Here is a 16,900-nt window from a genome sequence, read left to right on the forward strand (position 1 = left end):
ACCGGGGAGACCCGCGCTCGGCCTGCGGCCCGTCGCGTCAGGCGGCGACGTCGGCCGCCGCCCGCTGCCAGGCGGCGTCCCGCAGCAGGCGCAGCCCGTTCAGGCCGACGAGGACCGTGGAGCCCTCGTGGCCAGCGACGCCGAGCGGCAGCGGCAGGGTGCCGACCAGGTCCCACGTGACGAGACCGGCGATGAACACCCCCGCGATGACCAGGTTCTGCACCACCAGTTTCCGGGCCCGGCGGGAGAGGGCCACGGTGGTGGGGACGGCGGCGAGTTCGTCGCGGACGACCACCGCGTCGGCGGTCTCCAGGGCCAGGTCCGAGCCGGCCCGGCCCATGGCGACACCGATGTGGGCGGCGGCCAGCGCGGGCGCGTCGTTGACGCCGTCCCCGACGACGAGCACCTTGCGGCCCGCACCGGCCATCTCCTTGACCGCGGCCATCTTGTCCTGCGGCAGCAGCCCGGCACGGACGTCCTCGATACCGGCTTCCGCGGCGAGGTGGGCGGCGGCACGGGGATTGTCGCCGGTGAGCAGGGCCGGAGCGGTGCCGGTGAGGGCCGTGAGGGCCCTGACGGTGGCGGCGGCGTCGGGTCGCGGCCGGTCCGCGATGCCGAGCAGCCCGGCGGGGGTGCCGTCGACGACGACGAGGACGGCGGTACGGCCGGACCGTTCGAGATCCTCGGCGAGTGCGGCCACCGGGCTCGCCGCCCCGCGGGTGTCGTCGAGCAGGCGGGCCGGGGCGCCCACCTCGACCGTACGGCCGTCGACGACGGCGCTCACGCCGACGCCGGGCGTGGAGGTGAAGTCCCGCGCCGCGGGCAGGTCGAGGCGGCGTTGGTGCGCCGCGTCCACGACGGCACGGGCGAGCGGGTGTTCACTGGGGTGCTCGGCGGCCGCGGCGAGCCGCAGCAACTCCTCCTCGGCCGGACCGCCGCCGGGCAGCGGCCGTACGTCGGTGACCCGCGGTGTGCCCTCGGTGAGCGTGCCGGTCTTGTCCAGCGCGACGGCGTCGACCTGGCCGAGCCGTTCCATCACCACCGCCGACTTCACCAGCACACCGTGCCGGCCGGCGTTGGCGATGGCCGACAGCAGGGGCGGCATGGTGGCCAGGACCACCGCGCACGGGGAGGCCACGATCATGAAGGTCATGGCGCGCAGCAGGGCTTCGGAGAACGCCTCGCCGAACGCGAGGGGGACGCCGAACACGGCGAGTGTCGCGGCCACCATGCCCAGCGAGTAGCGCTGTTCGACCTTCTCGATGAACAGCTGGGTGGGCGCCTTCGTCTCGGACGCCTCCTCCACCATGCGGACGATCCGGGCGATCACGGAGTCGGAGGCGTCGCGTTCCACCCGGACGCGCAGTGCGCCGGTGCCGTTGAGGGTGCCCGCGTACACCTCGTCGCCCGGCTGCTTCGCCGCGGGGAGCGGTTCTCCGGTGATGCTCGCCTGGTCGACCTCGCTGGTTCCCTCCAGGACCCGGCCGTCCGCTCCTACGCGTTCGCCGGGGCGGACGAGGACGATGTCGCCGACCGCCAACTCCTCGACGGGCAGGGTGTCTTCGGCACCGTCGGCGGCGATCCGGGTGGCGGTGGCGGGCGCCAGGTCGAGCAGGCCGCGCACCGAGTCGGCGGTGCGGGCGGTGGCAAGCGCCTCCAGGGCGCCGGAGGTCGCGAAGATGACGATCAGCAGCGCCCCGTCCATCACCTGCCCGATCGAGGCGGCGCCGAGCGCGGCGACGACCATCAGCAGATCGACGTCGAGCGTCTTGTCCTTGAGCGCCTTGAGGCCCTCCCAGCCCGGTTCCCAGCCGCCCGTGGCGTACGACAGCGCGTACAGGGGCCCCCAGGTCCAGGCCGGCGCTCCGGCCAGTTGCAGGGGCAGCGCGAGCAGGAACAGCGCGGTGGCGGCCACGGCCCAGCGGACCTCCGGCAGTGCGAGGAGCCGAGTGCGCCCGCGGGGCGCGGTCCCGGAGCGCACGGACGTGGCTTGGCCGGCCGGTGGCCGGGTGAGCGTGGAAGTCATGCCCCGCACGATACAGGAATGGATGAAGACTCATTCATGTCTTCATGTCAGCGGGTCTCCTCCTGTCCTCGACCGCCCCGTCTCGCGGGGGCGGTGCGGGCCCTCCCTCAGCCGGCTGCGCGCGCGACCCCCCACCGCCGGTCCCGGCGCGTGCCCACCACCCTGCACACCAGGTAGATCGAGAAAGAGATCGTCGTGACGTACGGGCTGATGGGGATGCCGCCGCCCAGGGCCAACAGGATGCCGCCCTCGATGGCGGTGACCGCGAAGGCCACGCTCAGCACGGGCAGCAGCACCGGCGAGGCCATGACCCGGGCGGCGGCCGCCGCGGGCGTCACGACGAGGGTGAGGACCAGCAGTGCGCCGACGATCTGCACGGACAGCGCGACCGCGAGACCGAGCACGATCATGAAGGCGAACGACAGCGCGTGGACCGGCACGCCCCGCGCCTCGGCCACCTCGGGATCGGCGCCGGCGAAGGCGAGTGGCCGCCACATGACGGCGAGCGCGACGAGCACCACGGCGGACGTGCCGAGCAGCCAGGACATCTGGGGGGTGTCGACGGCGACGATCTGCCCGGTGAGGATGCCGAACTTGTTGGCCGCCCGCCCCTTGTACAGGGCCAGGAAGAGCACGCCCAGGCCGAGGCCGAACGGCATGACGGCGCCGATCACCGAGTTGCGGTCCCGGGCACGCGAGCCGAGCAGGCCGATCGCGCCGGCGGCGATCAGCGAGCCGACGATCGAGCCCGCCACGAGGTTCACGTCCAGCAGCAGCGCAGCCGATGCGCCCGCGAACGACAGTTCGCTGATCCCGTGCACCGCGAACGGCAGGTCCCGCATGATCACGAAGACGCCCACCAGACCGCCCACCAGACCGAGCGCGCCCCCGGCGACGAGGGAGTTGCGGACGAGGGCGAGCAGTTCGCCGTAGTGGTCGAAGGTGAAGATCTGGCCCCAGATCCCCTCGGCGATGGTCATGGCCGTACTCCGTGCGGTGGTCGGGGGTGGTGGGGCGGCCGGGTCACTTCGTCGGGCACGCCGACGACGGTGATCCGGTCCCGGACGCGGACGACGTCGACTTCGGTGCCGTACAGCCGCGTCAGCGCCTCGGAGGTGAGCACCTCATCGGGGGTGCCGACCCGGAAGCCGCCGCGGGCGAGGTACAGCACGCGGTCCACCAGGCCCAGCACGGGGTTGATCTCGTGGGTCACGAAGACCACGGCGGTGCCGTGGGAGCGGCGGCGGGCGTCCACCAGCTCGGCTACGGCGCGCTGATGGTGCAGGTCGAGGGAGAGCAGCGGCTCGTCGCACAGCAGGATCCGCGGGTCGGTCGCGAGCGCCTGGCCGATGCGGACGCGCTGGCGTTCACCGCCGGAGAGCAGCCCGACGGGCACATCCGCGTACGCGGCGGCCCCGACCGAGTCGAGGATCCGCTCCACGCGGCGGCGTACGGCGCCCGTGCGCAGCCGCGGACCGAAGCCGTGCCCGTCGATGCCGAAGCGGACCAGGTCCCGGGCGCGCAGCATGGCGTGCGTGGACGGCGTTCCCTGCTGCGGGACATAGCCGATGTACCGACCGCCTTCGGCGGCCGGGCCGCCCAGGACCGTCAACGTACCGGCCGACAGCGGGCGTTGGCCGAGCAGGGCACGGACGAAGCTGGTCTTGCCCGATCCGTTGGGGCCGAGCACGGCCAGGAACTCCCCCGGCCGCACGTCGAGATCGAGGTCCTGCCAGAGCACGCGTTCGCCGTGGGCGAGGGCTGCCGCACGCAGGCTGATCACCGCGGTGTCCCCGCCGCGGTCGGGCGCGACGGAGGGCCTCACTGGGCGAGCGCGCCCGCGAGCGCGTCGACGTTGGCGGTCATCCAGCCGAGGTAGTCCTTGCCCGCGGGCAGGGTCTCGGTCACGGGGACCACGGGGATCGCCGCGGCCTTGGCGGCCCGCTCGGCCTTCTCGGTCTGCGGGCCGGAGGTCTGCGCGTTGGAGACCAGCGCCTTGACCTTCTCGCCGGTGAACAGCGCCAGGGTCTCCCGCAGGGTCCGCGGGGAGACGTCGTCGCCTTCCTCGACGGCCTCGCTGAAGGCCTCGGGGGTGGCGTTCCGCAGCCCGCAGGCGTCGATCATGTAGAGCGGGACGGGCTCGGTGACGGCCACCGCCTGGCCGCCGTGGTCGGCCCTGATCCGGGCCTCCTTCTGTTCCAGCGGCTTCAGCTTCGCCTTGAAGCCCTGGGCGTTCCGGGTGAAGGTGGCGGCGTCGGCCGGGTCGGCCGCGGCGAGGGCGGCGGCGATGCGGTCGGCGAGCCTGGCCATCGCCGGGAAGTCGTACCAGACATGCTCGTTGAGTTCCCCGCCCGCCGGGGCGGTCTTCCCCGAGACCTCGACCGCGTCGATCACCTCGGGGGACGCGCCGCCGCTCTTCAGCATCCGGTCGACGAAGTCGTCGTAGCCGCCGCCGTTCTCGATGACGACCCGCGCCTTGGACAGGGCCAACTGGTTCTGTGCGTTCGCCTCGTAGGAGTGGGGGTCCTGGTCGGGGTCGCTGATGATCGAGGTGACCCGCACCTCGGGGCCGCCTATGTGCTCGGCGATGTCCCCGTACACGTCCGTGGAGGCCACGATCGGTACCACGGCGGCCGCGGCGGGCTCGTGCGCGGTGCCGGAGCCGCCGCTCGTGTCCGACGAACTGCCGCAGGCGGCGAGGGAGACAAGGCAGGCACCGGCCATCAGCGGCGCGAGACTTCGGGACGGGTACGCGAGCATGGATCCCCTCCGGAACGGGCGAACGGTCCGCCGAGCTCCATCCGTCCCGGCGTCGGGGATCCACGCTAGATGAAAACGGATGTCAGAAGCGTCTTCCTGTCGTCCGGCAGGGCAGCCCTTACCGAGAACTCACCTTGAGCCTTCAGGCGCGGGCACCTCGTCCAGGAGCTGCGGGCCGTTGTTGCGCACGCTGTTGACGGCGGGCGAGACGGGCCGGGCGGCCAGGTGCCCGCCGGCCGGCGGGGAGAGCAGCGCACGCAGATCGCCGGTGTCCCGGTGGTGGGGGTCGAGCCAGGCGTCGTAGTGGTCCGGGGTGAGCGCGAGCGGCATCCGGGGGTGGATGCGGCCGGCCGCGTCGGTGGCCTCGGTGGTGATGATCGTGCAGGTCAGCAGCCAGGCGGCGGGGTCGTCCGCGTCCTTGACGCGCGGGTCGCGCCAGTACTCGTACAGACCGGCGAGGGCCATCACCTGCCCGTCCTGCGGGTGGATGAAGTACGGCTGCTTGCGTACCTTGCCCGACGTGCCGTCCTTGATCTCGTCCCACTCGTAGAACCCGTCGGCCGGGAGCAGGCAGCGGCGTCCGGCGAAGGCACGGCGGAAGGCGGGCTTCTCGTGCACGGTCTCCACGCGCGCGTTGATCAGCCTCGCACCGATCTTCGTGTCCTTCGCCCAGGAGGGCACCAGGCCCCACCGCAGCGGTCGCAGCCCGCGCCGCGCCGGCTCGCCCTCGCCCGCGTCGCGCGGCGTGCGCTCCAGGACCGCGTACACCTCGTCGGTGGGCGCCACGTTCCAGCTGGGCGCCAGGGTCTCCTCCGGACGCCAGTCGGAGACCCGGAACAGCCTGGCCAGGTCCTCGGGGCTGCGGGTGGAGGCATAGCGGCCGCACATACCGCCACTGTGCCACGGTCCGCCCGGCCGGTCCTCACAGGCTGGTCAGCACCTGCGGCGACGGGCAGCGCCTTTGCGGCGACAGGCTCCTGATCAACAGGTCGAGGTCCGCGAGGGGGGCGCGTCCCCTCAGCCCTCCACGCCGGTCGCGGTGTGCGCGGCGCCCACCGGCTTGGACTCGGGGGAGCCGCGCTGGCGCAGGTAGATCGACAGGACCACCATGGAGGCCACCGCGAGCAGCTCCGACTGCCAGTTCTGCAGGGTGCGGTTCCAGAAGTCGGCGGAGGCCACGTACTGGGCCCAGGTGACGGGGGCCTGGAGGTCGCGCAGCTGTTCCTCGTTGTAGGCGGCGGTGCCGGCGACGGACTGGGCCAGCCAGGAGAGCAGGAACAAGGCGCCCATCACCAGGCCGAGGGACCGGGAGTACAGCGCCTGGCGCCAGCCGCCGACCCGCGCCCAGCGCGGCGCGCTCCCCGGGGCGTACGCGCCCACGAGCTGGTCCCGGTCCGACTCCGGGCCCGCCCTGTCCAGCTCCTTGGACTCCGGTGAACCGCGCTGCAGCAGCCACACGGTGACGAAGACGTAGAGGAAGAACTGCAGATACTCCGACTGCCAGTTCTCCGTCACGTCCACGGCGAAGTCCGAGGAGGTCAGGTAGGCGCCGATGCCGATCGGCGCCATGCCGTCGCTGACGAGCCGGTTGTTGAAGTCGGCGTGGCCCGCGATCGCCTGGCCGAGCAGGGCCAGCAGGAAGCCGACGCCGAAGGCCAGGCTCAGGCCGTTCTCGCGCAGAAAGCGACGCATGTGGCTCACCCCGCCGTCATCGGTGCATCAGTCCCACCGCCGTGAAGTAGGCGAGGCCCCCGATCACCAGCAGCAGGCACAGGGTGAACATGGTCCGCATCGGTGCCCTCACCCGCCTTCGACCGTGCAGTCGTACGGCCGCTCGGGACGGGGTGTGCAGCCGGCGGCGACGACCTTCCAGCCGGACGGGAAGCGGGCCAGGAAGAGGGTGTCCCCGGACAGGAGCACCCGGGCCCGATCGCCGTAGACGTCGACGCCGCGCACGGTGGCTCCGGCCGGCAGCTGCTCCTGGAGCACCGCCCGGTCGCACGTCGTCCGCTCGGACTGCTCCAGTTCCTCCCGGGTGCGCGGAGCCAGCAGCGCGCATGCCCGTCCGCCGTCGGAGCGCCGCACCGCGTCGGTGAACCCCGTCGCGGCGGCGGACGCACCCGCGGTGCGCTCGCTCGGAGCGCCGCAGGCGGCCGCCGCGGCCAGGGCGGCCACCAGTACGCAGCGGCACCATCTGCTGATCGACATCGCGCATCGTTTCCGCTCACGTCGTTACCTCGGTGGTCGCGCACTCCGGGGTGGGGAGCACGTGATCTCCGGGCGTGGACGACCAGCATCGACGACGCGTCCACATGCCGCACGGTGACGGCGTGCGCGCGGGTGATCGGGGGGCGCGGGCCGGTGCCGCCTCAGCCGGGCGGCATGCGAAGGCCGTTGCCGGTGGGCCGGCGGCCGGTCACCGCCGCCGCGCCGAGGCACGCTGCTCGCGCGACGCGTCACCTGCCGCGTCGAAGTGACGGGCACCGCGGCCATGACACCGACGCCGGTGTCCCGGCTCCGTGGGCCGACCGTGGTATCGGCGCACTCCGACCCCCTCGCGGTTCCCCGCACCGTGACGAGTCTTGCCGGATACCCGTCGCCGAGGACGTGAAAGCCCCTGTCGTCCGCGGGTACTCGGCGGCTGCACGGCGGTGAGTGGCACCGCCCGAGTCCACGGAGGGACGTTCCCATGACTCAGCATGTCCGCGACGTCATGACGACCGACCCCGCGACCGTCGAACCGCAGACCTCGGTGCAGGCGGTGGCCCGGATGATGCGCGACGAGGACATCGGCGCCGTGCTGGTCACCGAGGGCGAGCGGCTGCGCGGGCTGGTCAGCGACCGTGACCTGGTGATACGCGCGATGGCCGAGGGCAGCGACCCGGACCGTACGACCGTGGCCGAGGCGTGCAGCGAGGACCTCGTCACGGTCGGGCCCGACGACGACCTGATCGTCGCGGTACGGGTGATGCGCGAGCACTCCGTGCGGCGGGTGCCGGTCGTCGACCGCGAGAGCCACCCGGTGGGCATCGTCTCCATCGGTGACCTCGCCATCGAGCGGGACCCCGACTCGGCCCTCGGCGACATCAGTTCCACGCCGCCCAACCGGTGAACCGCCCCCGGAACCGAGAGGAGGGTGGGCCATGACAAGCCCCGATCCCGAGCCGTCACGAACGCCGGGACTCGAACCTGGAAGCGGGGTGCCACCCGGTGAGACGCCACCGGCCGAGGCGGGCAGCACCTCCGGCATCTCCCATCCGCAGACCGAGCTGCGCAGGGGCTGGGGCCCCATGCCCCTCGTCCTGATCATGGTGGTGGTGGCGCTGGTCGCGATCGGCCTGATCGCCATGGCGGTGACGCTGATCGCCTAGATCGTGGCCGCAAAGCCCGTGGTCCGCCCGGAGGGCGGGTCCCCCGCCTCCGGTGCAGCCGGTGGCACGTCGAACACGAGGAGCCGGTCCGCTCGTCCTTGGCCCGACTCCTCGCTTTCGCGTGCCCGCGGGGGCGCCTGCGGCCGGGCCGGTGTTTCCCGCGGCGGAGCGCGGACACCCGGTGACGGTGTCCGAAGTGGGACCGCACGAACCGGACCGCGAGGTCCGGAGACAGAAAGCAGATGAACCGCCGTGACCGCGCAAGCCGAGAAGACGACCACCGTCCGCCGACCCGAGACGGGATGGGCCACCGCACGCCGCCTGCGCGGCCAGTGCCTGCGTACCTGGGTACGCGCGAGGCTCGACGGCGACGAGGGTCAGGAGCGACGCGGGGACGAATGGAACGTCGTGCGCGGCGAGGACTGACCCGAGCCCTTCCGGGGCTTTTGCCCCGCCGTCGAACCCGGCCTCGGACCGTCGGCCGCCCCGCCCTCGGTCGCCTTCACGGCCGGTCCGCGGTGTGGTGCAGGACGAGCAGCGCCACGTCGTCGGTGCGCTGCCAGTTGCTTCCCGCCCTTCCCACGAGGGTGTCGATGAGCCGGTCCAGGTCGTGGATGTCGGCTTCGGCGAGGTCTCGGGCGAGGTCGGTGATCGAGTCGTCGAGGTCCACTCCGGGTGTCTCGACGAGACCGTCGGTGTAGAAGACGAGCATGAGACCCGCCGTGAGCGGGATGTCGGTCACGGGATAGACCGCGCCGGGGTCGACGCCCAGAAGCGGCCCCGGCGGCACGTCGAGGGTGCGGGTCCCGTGGTCGGGCAGGCGCAGGAGGGGTGGGGGATGACCGGCGCTGGCCAGGGCCACCCGGCGGGCGGCGAAGTCGAGGCGGGCGTAGAGGCAGCTGGTGAACAGCTCGGTGCCGAGGTCGACGAGGAGTCGGTTGGTCGCGGCGAGTACCCGGTCCGGAGTCGCGCCGTGCGCCGCATGGGCGTGGACGGCGGTGCGGACCTGCCCCATCAGGGCGGCGGCGGCCGCGTCGTGGCCCTGGACGTCGCCGATGACGGCGGCCACCGCGGTGTCGCCGAGCCGGATGAGGTCGTAGAAGTCCCCGCCGATGTCCATGCCCCGGGTGGCCGGCAGGTAGCGGGCGGCCACCCGCAGGCCGGGGACCGGGGGGAGGGTGTGCGGGAGGAGCGCCTGCTGGAGGCTGTGGGCGAGGTCGTGTTTGGTGTCGTAGAGGCGGGCGCGGTCCAGGGCCTGGGCGATGAGGCCGGCGAGCGAGGTCAGGACCGCCCGTTCCTCGGCGGGGAAGTCATGGGGCCGGTCGTAGGAGAGGATGCAGCAGCCGACGGGCCGGCCGGAGACGATCAGCGGCAGAAAGGCCCAGGCGTGCTTGCCGCTGACCAGCAGGGCGTCCGGGTAGGCGCGCCCCATCTCCTCCTGGCTGGCGAAGAAGGCGGGGACGCCGCTGCTGAGAGCCTGCCCTGCCGGGGTGAAGGCGGTGTCGAGCGGGAGCCCGTCCAGGCGCTCGATGGCCTCCGGGGTGTATCCGCGGTATCCGGTGATCCGCAGCCGCCCGGCGTCGGCGCTGGACAGAACCAGGGAGCGGGCGCCGAAGGCGGGCATGATCTGGTCGGCGACCACGTCGACGACGTCCTGGACGCCGACGACCTCGGTCAGCGCGGCGGACAGGTGTGTGAGCTGGTAGAGCCGGGCCGCGCGGGCCTGCGCACCGGCGCTCTCGCGAGGGGCCGGTGACGGCGGGGCGTGGCGGCCACCGGTGGGCACGATACGGACGCTGATGCCGCTGTCGTCCGGATAGAGATGGAAGTCCAGCCAGTGGTCCGGCGGGCGGCACGCGGTGAAGGCGACGGGCTCACGGGTGATCACCGCGGCGCGGTAACGGTCCTCGTACGCGGGGTCGTCGAGCCAGCGCAGGGACTGCCAGGGCAGGGTGCCCAGCAGCTGTTCGGCCTCGCGGCCGAGCAACTCGCAGGCGCCGGAGTCGAGGTAGGCGAAGCGCCCCTCCAGGTCGAGGGAGCAGCTGCCGCCCGGCAGCCGCTCCACGAAGTCGTCGGCGGCCCTCGTCTGGCCCGTCGGCGCACGGCCCAGTCCGGCGGAGATCACGCGCGGTCCCTCGTGCGGGGCCCGGATCCGTCCGTCCGCGAGGACCTCCTCCAGGAGCCGGGCCAGGCGCCGGCAGCTGGAGGTGATGTTCCCCCGCTCCCGCTGGGTCATGTACGGGGGTCGGGTGGCCGGCCACATCAGCAGCAGCGCTCCCCACCTGCGCACGCCGACGACCGGTGCCGCGGCCAGTGCCAGCGGGTACGGCAGCGCCATGGCGGTCCTCGGATAGGTGCGGGCCAGCTCGTCCTGGCTGCCCGCCCACACCAGGCGGTCCTCGCGCACCGCCTCGGCCACCGGGGCCGGAGCGGTGAGCGAGATTCGCGCCCACGGCGCCGCGATCTCGGCCGGCGCCCCGCACAGCACGTCGAGGAAAAGGTGCTGCTCATCCGGTGCGAGCAGGTACAGGGCCCCGATGGACGCGCCCGTGCGGCGCACCGTCTCCGCGAACACGGCGTCCAGCGGTCCGGTGTCCGAGGCCGTATCGCCCTTGCTGGTCATGCCAGCCGCTCCCCTCGGGGCGCCGTACCCGGACGCCGCAAGCACCCGAACTCACCCATGTCAGGACGTTACGCCGATGCGGGGCGGCAGGCACGCGGTCGGGGTGGGGCCCGGGGCCGGTGCGCGGTCCCAGCGCGGGGGCTGTGCGCGGAGGATGTGCAGCCCGGTGCGCGGTCCCAGCGCAGGGGCTGTGCGCGGAGGACGTGCGCGGGGGGTCTATGCGCGGGGCGGCGGAACCCGCTCCCGGCGGGCGGCCAGGCGCGCAGCCCGGTGCGCGATCCCGGAGCGGGAGCCCCATGCGCGGGCCGGATGTGCGGTCCCAGTGCCCGGCCAGGCGCGCAGCCCCATGCGCGGCCCCGACGCGAGGGCGAGCGGCGGCACACGCTCGCTCCCGACGCGAGGGCCTGTACAGGCCGGGATGTGCGGTCCCAGCGCCCCGCCAGGCGCGCAGCCCCATGCGCAGCCCCGACGCGAGGGCGAGCGGCGGCACACGGATGTGCGGTCCCAGTGCCCGGCCAGGTACGCAGCCCCGACGCGAGGGCCTGTACGCGGGCCGGGATGTGCCGTCCCAGCGCTCAGTCAGGTGCGCGGTGTCGCGAAACGTGGCGCCCGCGGCGCGGCGGCGCGTCGCGGCGGCCTCAGTACAGGTGCCGTTCCAGCCAGTCGGCGGCGGCCCGGCGGAACAGGCGCCTGTTCTCGGCGCGCAGGAAGTCGTGGCCCTCGTCGCGCAGGGTGAGCAGTTCGGCCTCCACGCCCCGTTCACGTGCGGCGCGCACGAACTGCTGGGATTCCCCCGGCGGCACGTTGGTGTCGTGCTCCCCGTGGACGGCGAGCAGCGGGACGCGGAGCGCGTCGATGCGGCTCATCGGGGACAGGGAGCGCAGCAGGTCCCGGTCGCGTTCAGGGTGACCGTATTTGTGGGCCGCCGATTCGGCGATCCAGGGCTCGGTCCCGGCGAAGAAGGTGAGGAAGTCCGACATGCCGCAGACGGCGACTCCGGTGCGGAACAGATCCGGGTGCCACACGGCGGAGGCGAACGTCAGATAGCCGCCGTAGGAACGCCCCATGACCGCGAGCCGTGTGGGGTCGGCGGGCCCCGCGACGACCGCGTGGGCCGCGCAGTCGGCGACGTCGTCGAACGCCGCGAAGCGGCCCGCGCCGAGATCGGCGTCGACGAACGACCGGCCGTGCCCCAGGGAGCCCCGGACGTCGGGGGCGAAGATGTCCAGGCCGCGGCCGACCAGCTCGTGGTAGAGCGGGCTGAAGACGGGCCGTTCCTGTTCTTCGGGGCCGCCGTGCAGGTGGATGACACACGGAGCCGGCTCGTCCGGACCCCGCCCCGGGGCTCGGTAGTACCAGCCGCCCAGGGGCAGCCCGTCCCTCGCCGTGAGGCGCAGGGGGACGGGGCGTACGGGTGGGCGGCCCGGTGGGACGGCGTCCTCGTCCTGGGAGGACCAGGGGGTGCGCAGCAGGGAGACGCCTTCGTGGGCCCACCAGACGCCCGGCCGGCGTTGCGACCCGGACAGCGCGAGCAGCAGGCGGCCGGTGCCGGCGGGGGTGATGCGTGTGACGACCTCGTGGGGCAGCGGGACGGGCCGCAGCGGGCCGGTGCGGTCCGGGGCCCGGGCGGCCGGGAAGGTCTCGACGAGTTCGAGTTCGCTCGCTCCCTGCACGTTCCACGCCAGCGCGGCCGTACGGCCGTCGTGCGCCAGTGCCAGGAGTTCGAGGTCGCTTCCCGTGCGTTCCGCCACGACGGACACGTCGCGCGCCCCGCCGTCGGGGTCGAGGGCGACCGCGAGGAGCGCCGCGTACTCCCGGTCTGCGTTGCTGCGCAGCCACAGGGTCCGTCCGTCGGGAGAGAACCGGCCGATCCACGGGTCGCCGTCGGCGACCGGCATGGCGAAGGTGATCGCCGAGTCGGCGGTGCGCCGGACGACCGCCTCCCGCCGTCCGCGGGGTCCTCGGCGCAGCAGCGCAAGGCTGCCGTCATGGCTGATGTCGCACACGCGCAGGGAGGCGGCGTGGGTCTCCGTGGTGAGCAGGACGGGGGAGGCCAGACCGTCGGGATCGATCAGGTAGACCGACAGGCCGCCGTCGCGCCGGGTCGCCGGGGCCGCCGCGGACGAGTCACCGAGGGAGGCGACGACGACCGGTGATCCGCCCGGCTGCGTCACCGGGGCCGCGTCGTGGGTGGCTGGTCCGAGCAGGGTCGCGTGGCCGTCCCGCTCCGCCCAGTCGGAAGCGCGGCGGAGGCCGGTGGGATACCCGTCGGCCGGTTCCGGTGGTGTCGGGGCGGCCGCCGTGAAGCCGCCGTACACGGGGGCTGCCGGTGCCGCGACGGTGACGGCGACGGACGAGCCGTCGTGCGCCCAGCAGCCCAGATAGGCGGAACTGGCCGGGTCGGCGCCCGCCAGGATGCGCCGGCCGGTGCCGTCGGGCCGCACGCACAGCACCCGCGAGTGCTCACCGCCGCCCGGGGCGGTGGTGTACGCGATCCAGCGGCCGTCGGGTGACCAGGAGACCTCCTTGACGGGGTCGGGCGAGGAGTCGAGCAGCCGCACGTCGTCGCTGTGGACGGAACCCGCCCAGAGCTGGGGAACGCCGCCCCGGTCGCAGATGAAGGCCGTCTCGGTGCCGTCGGCGTCGCCCGACGGATACCAGCAGCCGTGCGCCCGCAGCCGTGTGACGGCGTCGCGCGGGCCGCCGGCCCCGGGCAGCGCCACCGGCTCCGGGGCCGCGGCGCGGGCGGCGTCGTACCGGTCCCCCGGCGGGCCGTCCTGGACCTGCGCGGAAGCCGGGTCGAACGCCCCGGAAGGAGCGAGCGGGGGCGAGGAGTCGTGCACGGTCCGCACGTTCCGGCCGTCGGTCACTTGATTCCGTGGGTCTGCAGCCATATCTCCAGCAAAGCTATCTGCCACAGGGCGTTCGCGCCCCGCCTGGTCCGGTGCTCGTCGGGTGCCGCGAGGAGTTCGGCCACGTACGACTCCTCGAACACGCCGCGTCGTGTCGCCTCGGGTGCCGCGAGCGCGGCGCGCACGCGTTCCAGGACGGGACCCGCCATGTGCCGGATGGCCGGCACCGGGAAGTAGCCCTTGGGCCGGTCGACGACTTCGCGCGGCAGGAGCTTGCGGCCCGCCTCCTTCAGCACACCCTTGCCCCCGTCGGCCAGTTTCAGCTCCGGCGGGCAGGCGGCCGCGAGTTCGACCAGTTCGTGGTCGAGGAAGGGCACCCGGGCTTCGAGCCCCCAGGACATGGTCATGTTGTCGACGCGCTTGACGGGGTCGTCCACGAGCATGACGTGCGTGTCCAGCCGCAGGGCCGCGTCCAGCGCGGTCTCGGCGCCCGGGACCGCCATGTGCTCGCGCACGAAGCGGCCGGAGACGTCGTCGGCGGGCAGCAGGTCCGGGTGCAGGATCCGGGCCAGGTCGGCGTGCGACCGGTCGAAGTACGTCTCGGCGTAGCGCTGCGGCTCGTCCTCGCGGGAGACCTCCGCGAGCTGCGGGTACCAGTGGTAGCCGGCGAAGACCTCGTCGGCTCCCTGCCCGCTCTGCACGACCTTCACCTCCTTGGACACCTGCTCGGACAGCAGGTAGAAGGCGACCACGTCGTGGCTGACCATCGGTTCGCTCATCGCGGCGACCGCGCCGTCCAGTGCCGTCGACACCCGGTCGGAGGGCACCAGCAGCTGCCGGTGGTCGGTCCCGAACTCGCGGGCCACCAGGTCCGAGTACCGGAACTCGTCGCCCTTCTCGCCGCCTTCGGTCTCGAACCCGACGCTGAACGTCATCAGGTCACGCTGGCCCTCGTCGGCCAGCAGCGCGACGATCAGGCTGGAGTCGAGGCCGCCGGAGAGCAGGACACCGACCTCCACGTCGGACACCATCCTGCGGCGCACGGCCGTGCGCAGGGCGTCCAGTACCGCGTCGCGCCATTCGTCGGCGCCCATGCCGGCGTACTCGGCCCGGCGGGTGTAGGAGGGCTGCCAGTAGCGGTGGTCCCGATGGGTGCCGTCGGGTTCGACGACCCGCACGGTGGCGGGCGGGAGCTTGCGCACCCCGTTGAGGACGGTGTGCGGTGCCGGGACCGTGGCGTGCCAGCTCAGGTAGTGGTGGAGGGCGACCGGATCGAGCGAGGTGTCCACGTCTCCGGCGGCGAGGAGCGCGGGGAGTGTCGAGGCGAACCGCAGCCGGCCCGGGGTGCGGGCCAGGTACAGGGGCTTGATGCCGAGCCGGTCCCGGGCGAGGACGACCCGGCCGGTGCGGTGCTCGACGAGGACGAAGGCGAACATGCCGCGGAAGTGCTCGACGCAGGCGGTGCCCCACTGCTGGTACGCCTTGAGCACCACCTCGGTGTCCGACGTCGACTCGAAGCGGTGCCCGAGGCCGCGCAGTTCCTCGCGCAGTTCGGGATGGTTGTAGACGCACCCGTTGAAGACGCCCGTGACCTCTCCCCGGGGGTCGGTCATCGGCTGGGCTCCGCGGTCCGTGAGGTCGATGATCTTCAGTCGCCGGTGTCCCAGCGCGACGGGGCCGTTCGTCCAGGTGCCCTCTCCGTCGGGTCCTCGGGCGGCGACCCGGTCGGTCATGCGCCCCACGGCCGCCAGGTCTGCTCGCCCGCCGTCGAAGCGGACCTCCCCGCTCAAGCCACACATGATGTCTCGCCTCCCTTCTGCGCACCGGCGACTACGTGCGAGGGCACGGGCGTAGGGGCGCGGCCCCCGGGAGGGACCTGGGGGGTGGTACGAGACATCACGAAACCCTTCCCTGTGACGAAACCTTTCTTCGGACAACCGTTCCACTCACGGGGGCGGCGACTGCCCGTGCCGGCGCGACGTGCCGATCGACGACCGGGGGTCGGCGAGCGAGGAGGAACACCCCGGGACTACGGCCGAGGTGAACCTGCGTCCCGGCGACACCGTCCTGCGGTGCCCGTGGCCGCCACGCTCGCCCCCGACGCGTTCTCCGCGCGTCTCGGCGATCAGCATGTCGACGCAGCGCAGCAGATCCTCGCGCTGGGCCGCGCGGCGCATGCGCTGGGCGGCGCTTCCGTCCGCGAGGGCCGCCTCGGTCAGCGCCCGGACGGTCTGCCAGTCCCCCTGGGCCTCCAGCGCGGGCCGCAGTCGCGTGAGCAGCTTCCGCACGACCCGGGGCGCCGGTGCCTCCTGGTGGGTCTCGGGGTCCACCAGCGCGCCCTCCAGACCCGACCGGGCCGCACGCCATGTGGCACCCCGCAGCCACTCGTGCCGGCCCCCGCACGCCCGGGCGGCACCCTGGTCCAGCCGTTCGAGGGCCGTGGCCACCAGAGCACGGTAGAGCCCGGCGATGAGCACGACCGTCTCCGGGCGCGGGCAGGCGTCGCACACGCGCAGTTCCAGCGTCGGCAGATGGGCCGAGGGGCGGACGTCGTAGTAGATCATCCCGGCGTCGCTGATGACCCCGGACCGCACGAACTCCTCCACCGCCGCGTCGTACTCGGCCGCACCGGCGTAGCAGCCGACCGGCCCCGCGGTGGGCCAGCGCTGCCACAGCAGGGTCCGCCAGCTCGCGTACCCCGTGTCCGCGCCCTGCCAGAAGGGCGAACTGGCGGAGACGGCCAGGAGGACCGGCAGCCAGGGCGATACCTCGCACATGACGCGGACGGCGGTGTCGCGGTCGGGCACGTCCACGTGGACCTGGGCGCCGCAGATGAGCTGCTCGTCGGCGACCTTGCGGTACTCCTCGGCCATGTGGCGGTAGCGGGCATCGGCGGTGAGGTGCGCCGGGTCCGCGGGGGCCAGCGGGGCCGTACCGGCGGCCACGACGGCCAGCCCCAGGGAGGAGGCGGCCGCGTCCAGTCGCCGTCTCATGCCGATGAGGTCGTCGTACAGCGCGTGCAGGGACGTGTGCACCGCGCTGTTGGACTCCACGGTGCACTGATGCAGTTCGGTCTGGAAGGTCCGGCCGGCGGCCCGGCGCAGGATCGCGTCGGCCCGCGGCACGAGCAGCCCGCTCTCGACCTCGACGATGTGGAACTCCTCCTCCACTCCGATGCGCATGGTCACGTTCACTCCTCGGAATCAGAGCGCCTGCCGCGGGGAGGTGGTGACCCGGCCCCGGGCGGAGGGGCGGCATGTGGTGTGCT

The 16,900-nt window shown here is 73.5% G+C and carries 14 protein-coding genes; 3 read left to right on the top strand and 11 right to left on the bottom strand.

The genetic code is table 11. From position 1 onward, the window contains the following. Nucleotides 1-37: 37 nt before the first annotated feature. From ACFYNL_RS20680 to ACFYNL_RS20710, 7 genes are all read right to left on the bottom strand, one after another. The gene (locus tag ACFYNL_RS20680) at nucleotides 38-2,026 is read right to left on the bottom strand and encodes a heavy metal translocating P-type ATPase (RefSeq protein WP_388805429.1); all 1,989 of its coding nucleotides are present in this window, start codon (nucleotides 2,024-2,026) and stop codon (nucleotides 38-40) included. 107 nt (nucleotides 2,027-2,133) lie between these two features. Next, the gene (locus tag ACFYNL_RS20685) at nucleotides 2,134-3,006 is read right to left on the bottom strand and encodes a metal ABC transporter permease (protein WP_388805432.1); all 873 of its coding nucleotides are present in this window, start codon (nucleotides 3,004-3,006) and stop codon (nucleotides 2,134-2,136) included. Continuing rightward, a complete protein-coding gene (locus ACFYNL_RS20690) occupies nucleotides 3,003-3,851 on the bottom strand; it encodes a metal ABC transporter ATP-binding protein (RefSeq protein WP_388805435.1) in 849 nt (282 codons plus the stop codon). The genes ACFYNL_RS20685 and ACFYNL_RS20690 overlap by 4 nt, the downstream gene beginning before the upstream one ends. Next, nucleotides 3,848-4,786 carry a metal ABC transporter solute-binding protein, Zn/Mn family gene (locus tag ACFYNL_RS20695; protein WP_388805438.1) on the bottom strand — a complete coding sequence of 313 codons (939 nt, stop codon included), beginning with the start codon at nucleotides 4,784-4,786 and terminating at the stop codon, nucleotides 3,848-3,850. The genes ACFYNL_RS20690 and ACFYNL_RS20695 overlap by 4 nt, the downstream gene beginning before the upstream one ends. A 129-nt stretch (nucleotides 4,787-4,915) precedes the next feature. After that, nucleotides 4,916-5,674, bottom strand: a complete 759-nt coding sequence (locus ACFYNL_RS20700) for an SOS response-associated peptidase (RefSeq protein WP_388805442.1) — start codon at nucleotides 5,672-5,674, stop codon at nucleotides 4,916-4,918. 129 nt (nucleotides 5,675-5,803) lie between these two features. Then, nucleotides 5,804-6,478, bottom strand: a complete 675-nt coding sequence (locus ACFYNL_RS20705) for a DUF6766 family protein (protein ID WP_388805445.1) — start codon at nucleotides 6,476-6,478, stop codon at nucleotides 5,804-5,806. A gap of 108 nt (nucleotides 6,479-6,586) precedes the next feature. After that, the gene (locus tag ACFYNL_RS20710; RefSeq protein ID WP_388805448.1) at nucleotides 6,587-6,994 is read right to left on the bottom strand and encodes a hypothetical protein; all 408 of its coding nucleotides are present in this window, start codon (nucleotides 6,992-6,994) and stop codon (nucleotides 6,587-6,589) included. 481 nt (nucleotides 6,995-7,475) lie between these two features. Between ACFYNL_RS20710 and ACFYNL_RS20715 the strand changes: the two genes are divergently transcribed. The 3 genes from ACFYNL_RS20715 (at nucleotide 7,476) to ACFYNL_RS20725 (ending at nucleotide 8,583) form a co-directional block, all read left to right on the top strand. Further along, nucleotides 7,476-7,898: a CBS domain-containing protein gene (locus ACFYNL_RS20715; RefSeq protein WP_388805451.1), complete on the top strand. Its 423-nt coding sequence runs from the start codon at nucleotides 7,476-7,478 to the stop codon at nucleotides 7,896-7,898. A gap of 31 nt (nucleotides 7,899-7,929) precedes the next feature. After that, nucleotides 7,930-8,157, top strand: coding sequence for a DUF6480 family protein (locus ACFYNL_RS20720; RefSeq protein WP_388805454.1), 228 nt, complete (start codon nucleotides 7,930-7,932; stop codon nucleotides 8,155-8,157). A 252-nt stretch (nucleotides 8,158-8,409) separates the two neighbouring features. Further along, on the top strand, nucleotides 8,410-8,583 hold the full coding sequence (locus ACFYNL_RS20725) for a hypothetical protein (RefSeq protein WP_388805457.1): 174 nt from the start codon (nucleotides 8,410-8,412) through the stop codon (nucleotides 8,581-8,583). Nucleotides 8,584-8,659: 76 nt separating this feature from the next. On the opposite strand, the gene ACFYNL_RS20730 is transcribed toward ACFYNL_RS20725, so the two are convergent. From ACFYNL_RS20730 to ACFYNL_RS20745, 4 genes are all read right to left on the bottom strand, one after another. Next, nucleotides 8,660-10,780 carry a SpoIIE family protein phosphatase gene (locus ACFYNL_RS20730; protein WP_388805460.1) on the bottom strand — a complete coding sequence of 707 codons (2,121 nt, stop codon included), beginning with the start codon at nucleotides 10,778-10,780 and terminating at the stop codon, nucleotides 8,660-8,662. A 638-nt stretch (nucleotides 10,781-11,418) separates the two neighbouring features. Then, nucleotides 11,419-13,674, bottom strand: coding sequence for a S9 family peptidase (locus ACFYNL_RS20735; protein WP_388805462.1), 2,256 nt, complete (start codon nucleotides 13,672-13,674; stop codon nucleotides 11,419-11,421). Continuing rightward, a complete protein-coding gene (locus ACFYNL_RS20740) occupies nucleotides 13,647-15,431 on the bottom strand; it encodes an N-acetylglutaminylglutamine amidotransferase (RefSeq protein ID WP_388805465.1) in 1,785 nt (594 codons plus the stop codon). Before ACFYNL_RS20740 ends, ACFYNL_RS20735 begins: the two co-directional genes overlap by 28 nt. A gap of 147 nt (nucleotides 15,432-15,578) precedes the next feature. Further along, the gene (locus tag ACFYNL_RS20745; RefSeq protein WP_388806237.1) at nucleotides 15,579-16,814 is read right to left on the bottom strand and encodes a glutamate--cysteine ligase; all 1,236 of its coding nucleotides are present in this window, start codon (nucleotides 16,812-16,814) and stop codon (nucleotides 15,579-15,581) included. Nucleotides 16,815-16,900 lie beyond the last annotated feature (86 nt).

It is taken from the genome of Streptomyces sp. NPDC007808, from assembly GCF_042868655.1.
GTDB lineage: Bacteria > Actinomycetota > Actinomycetes > Streptomycetales > Streptomycetaceae > Streptomyces.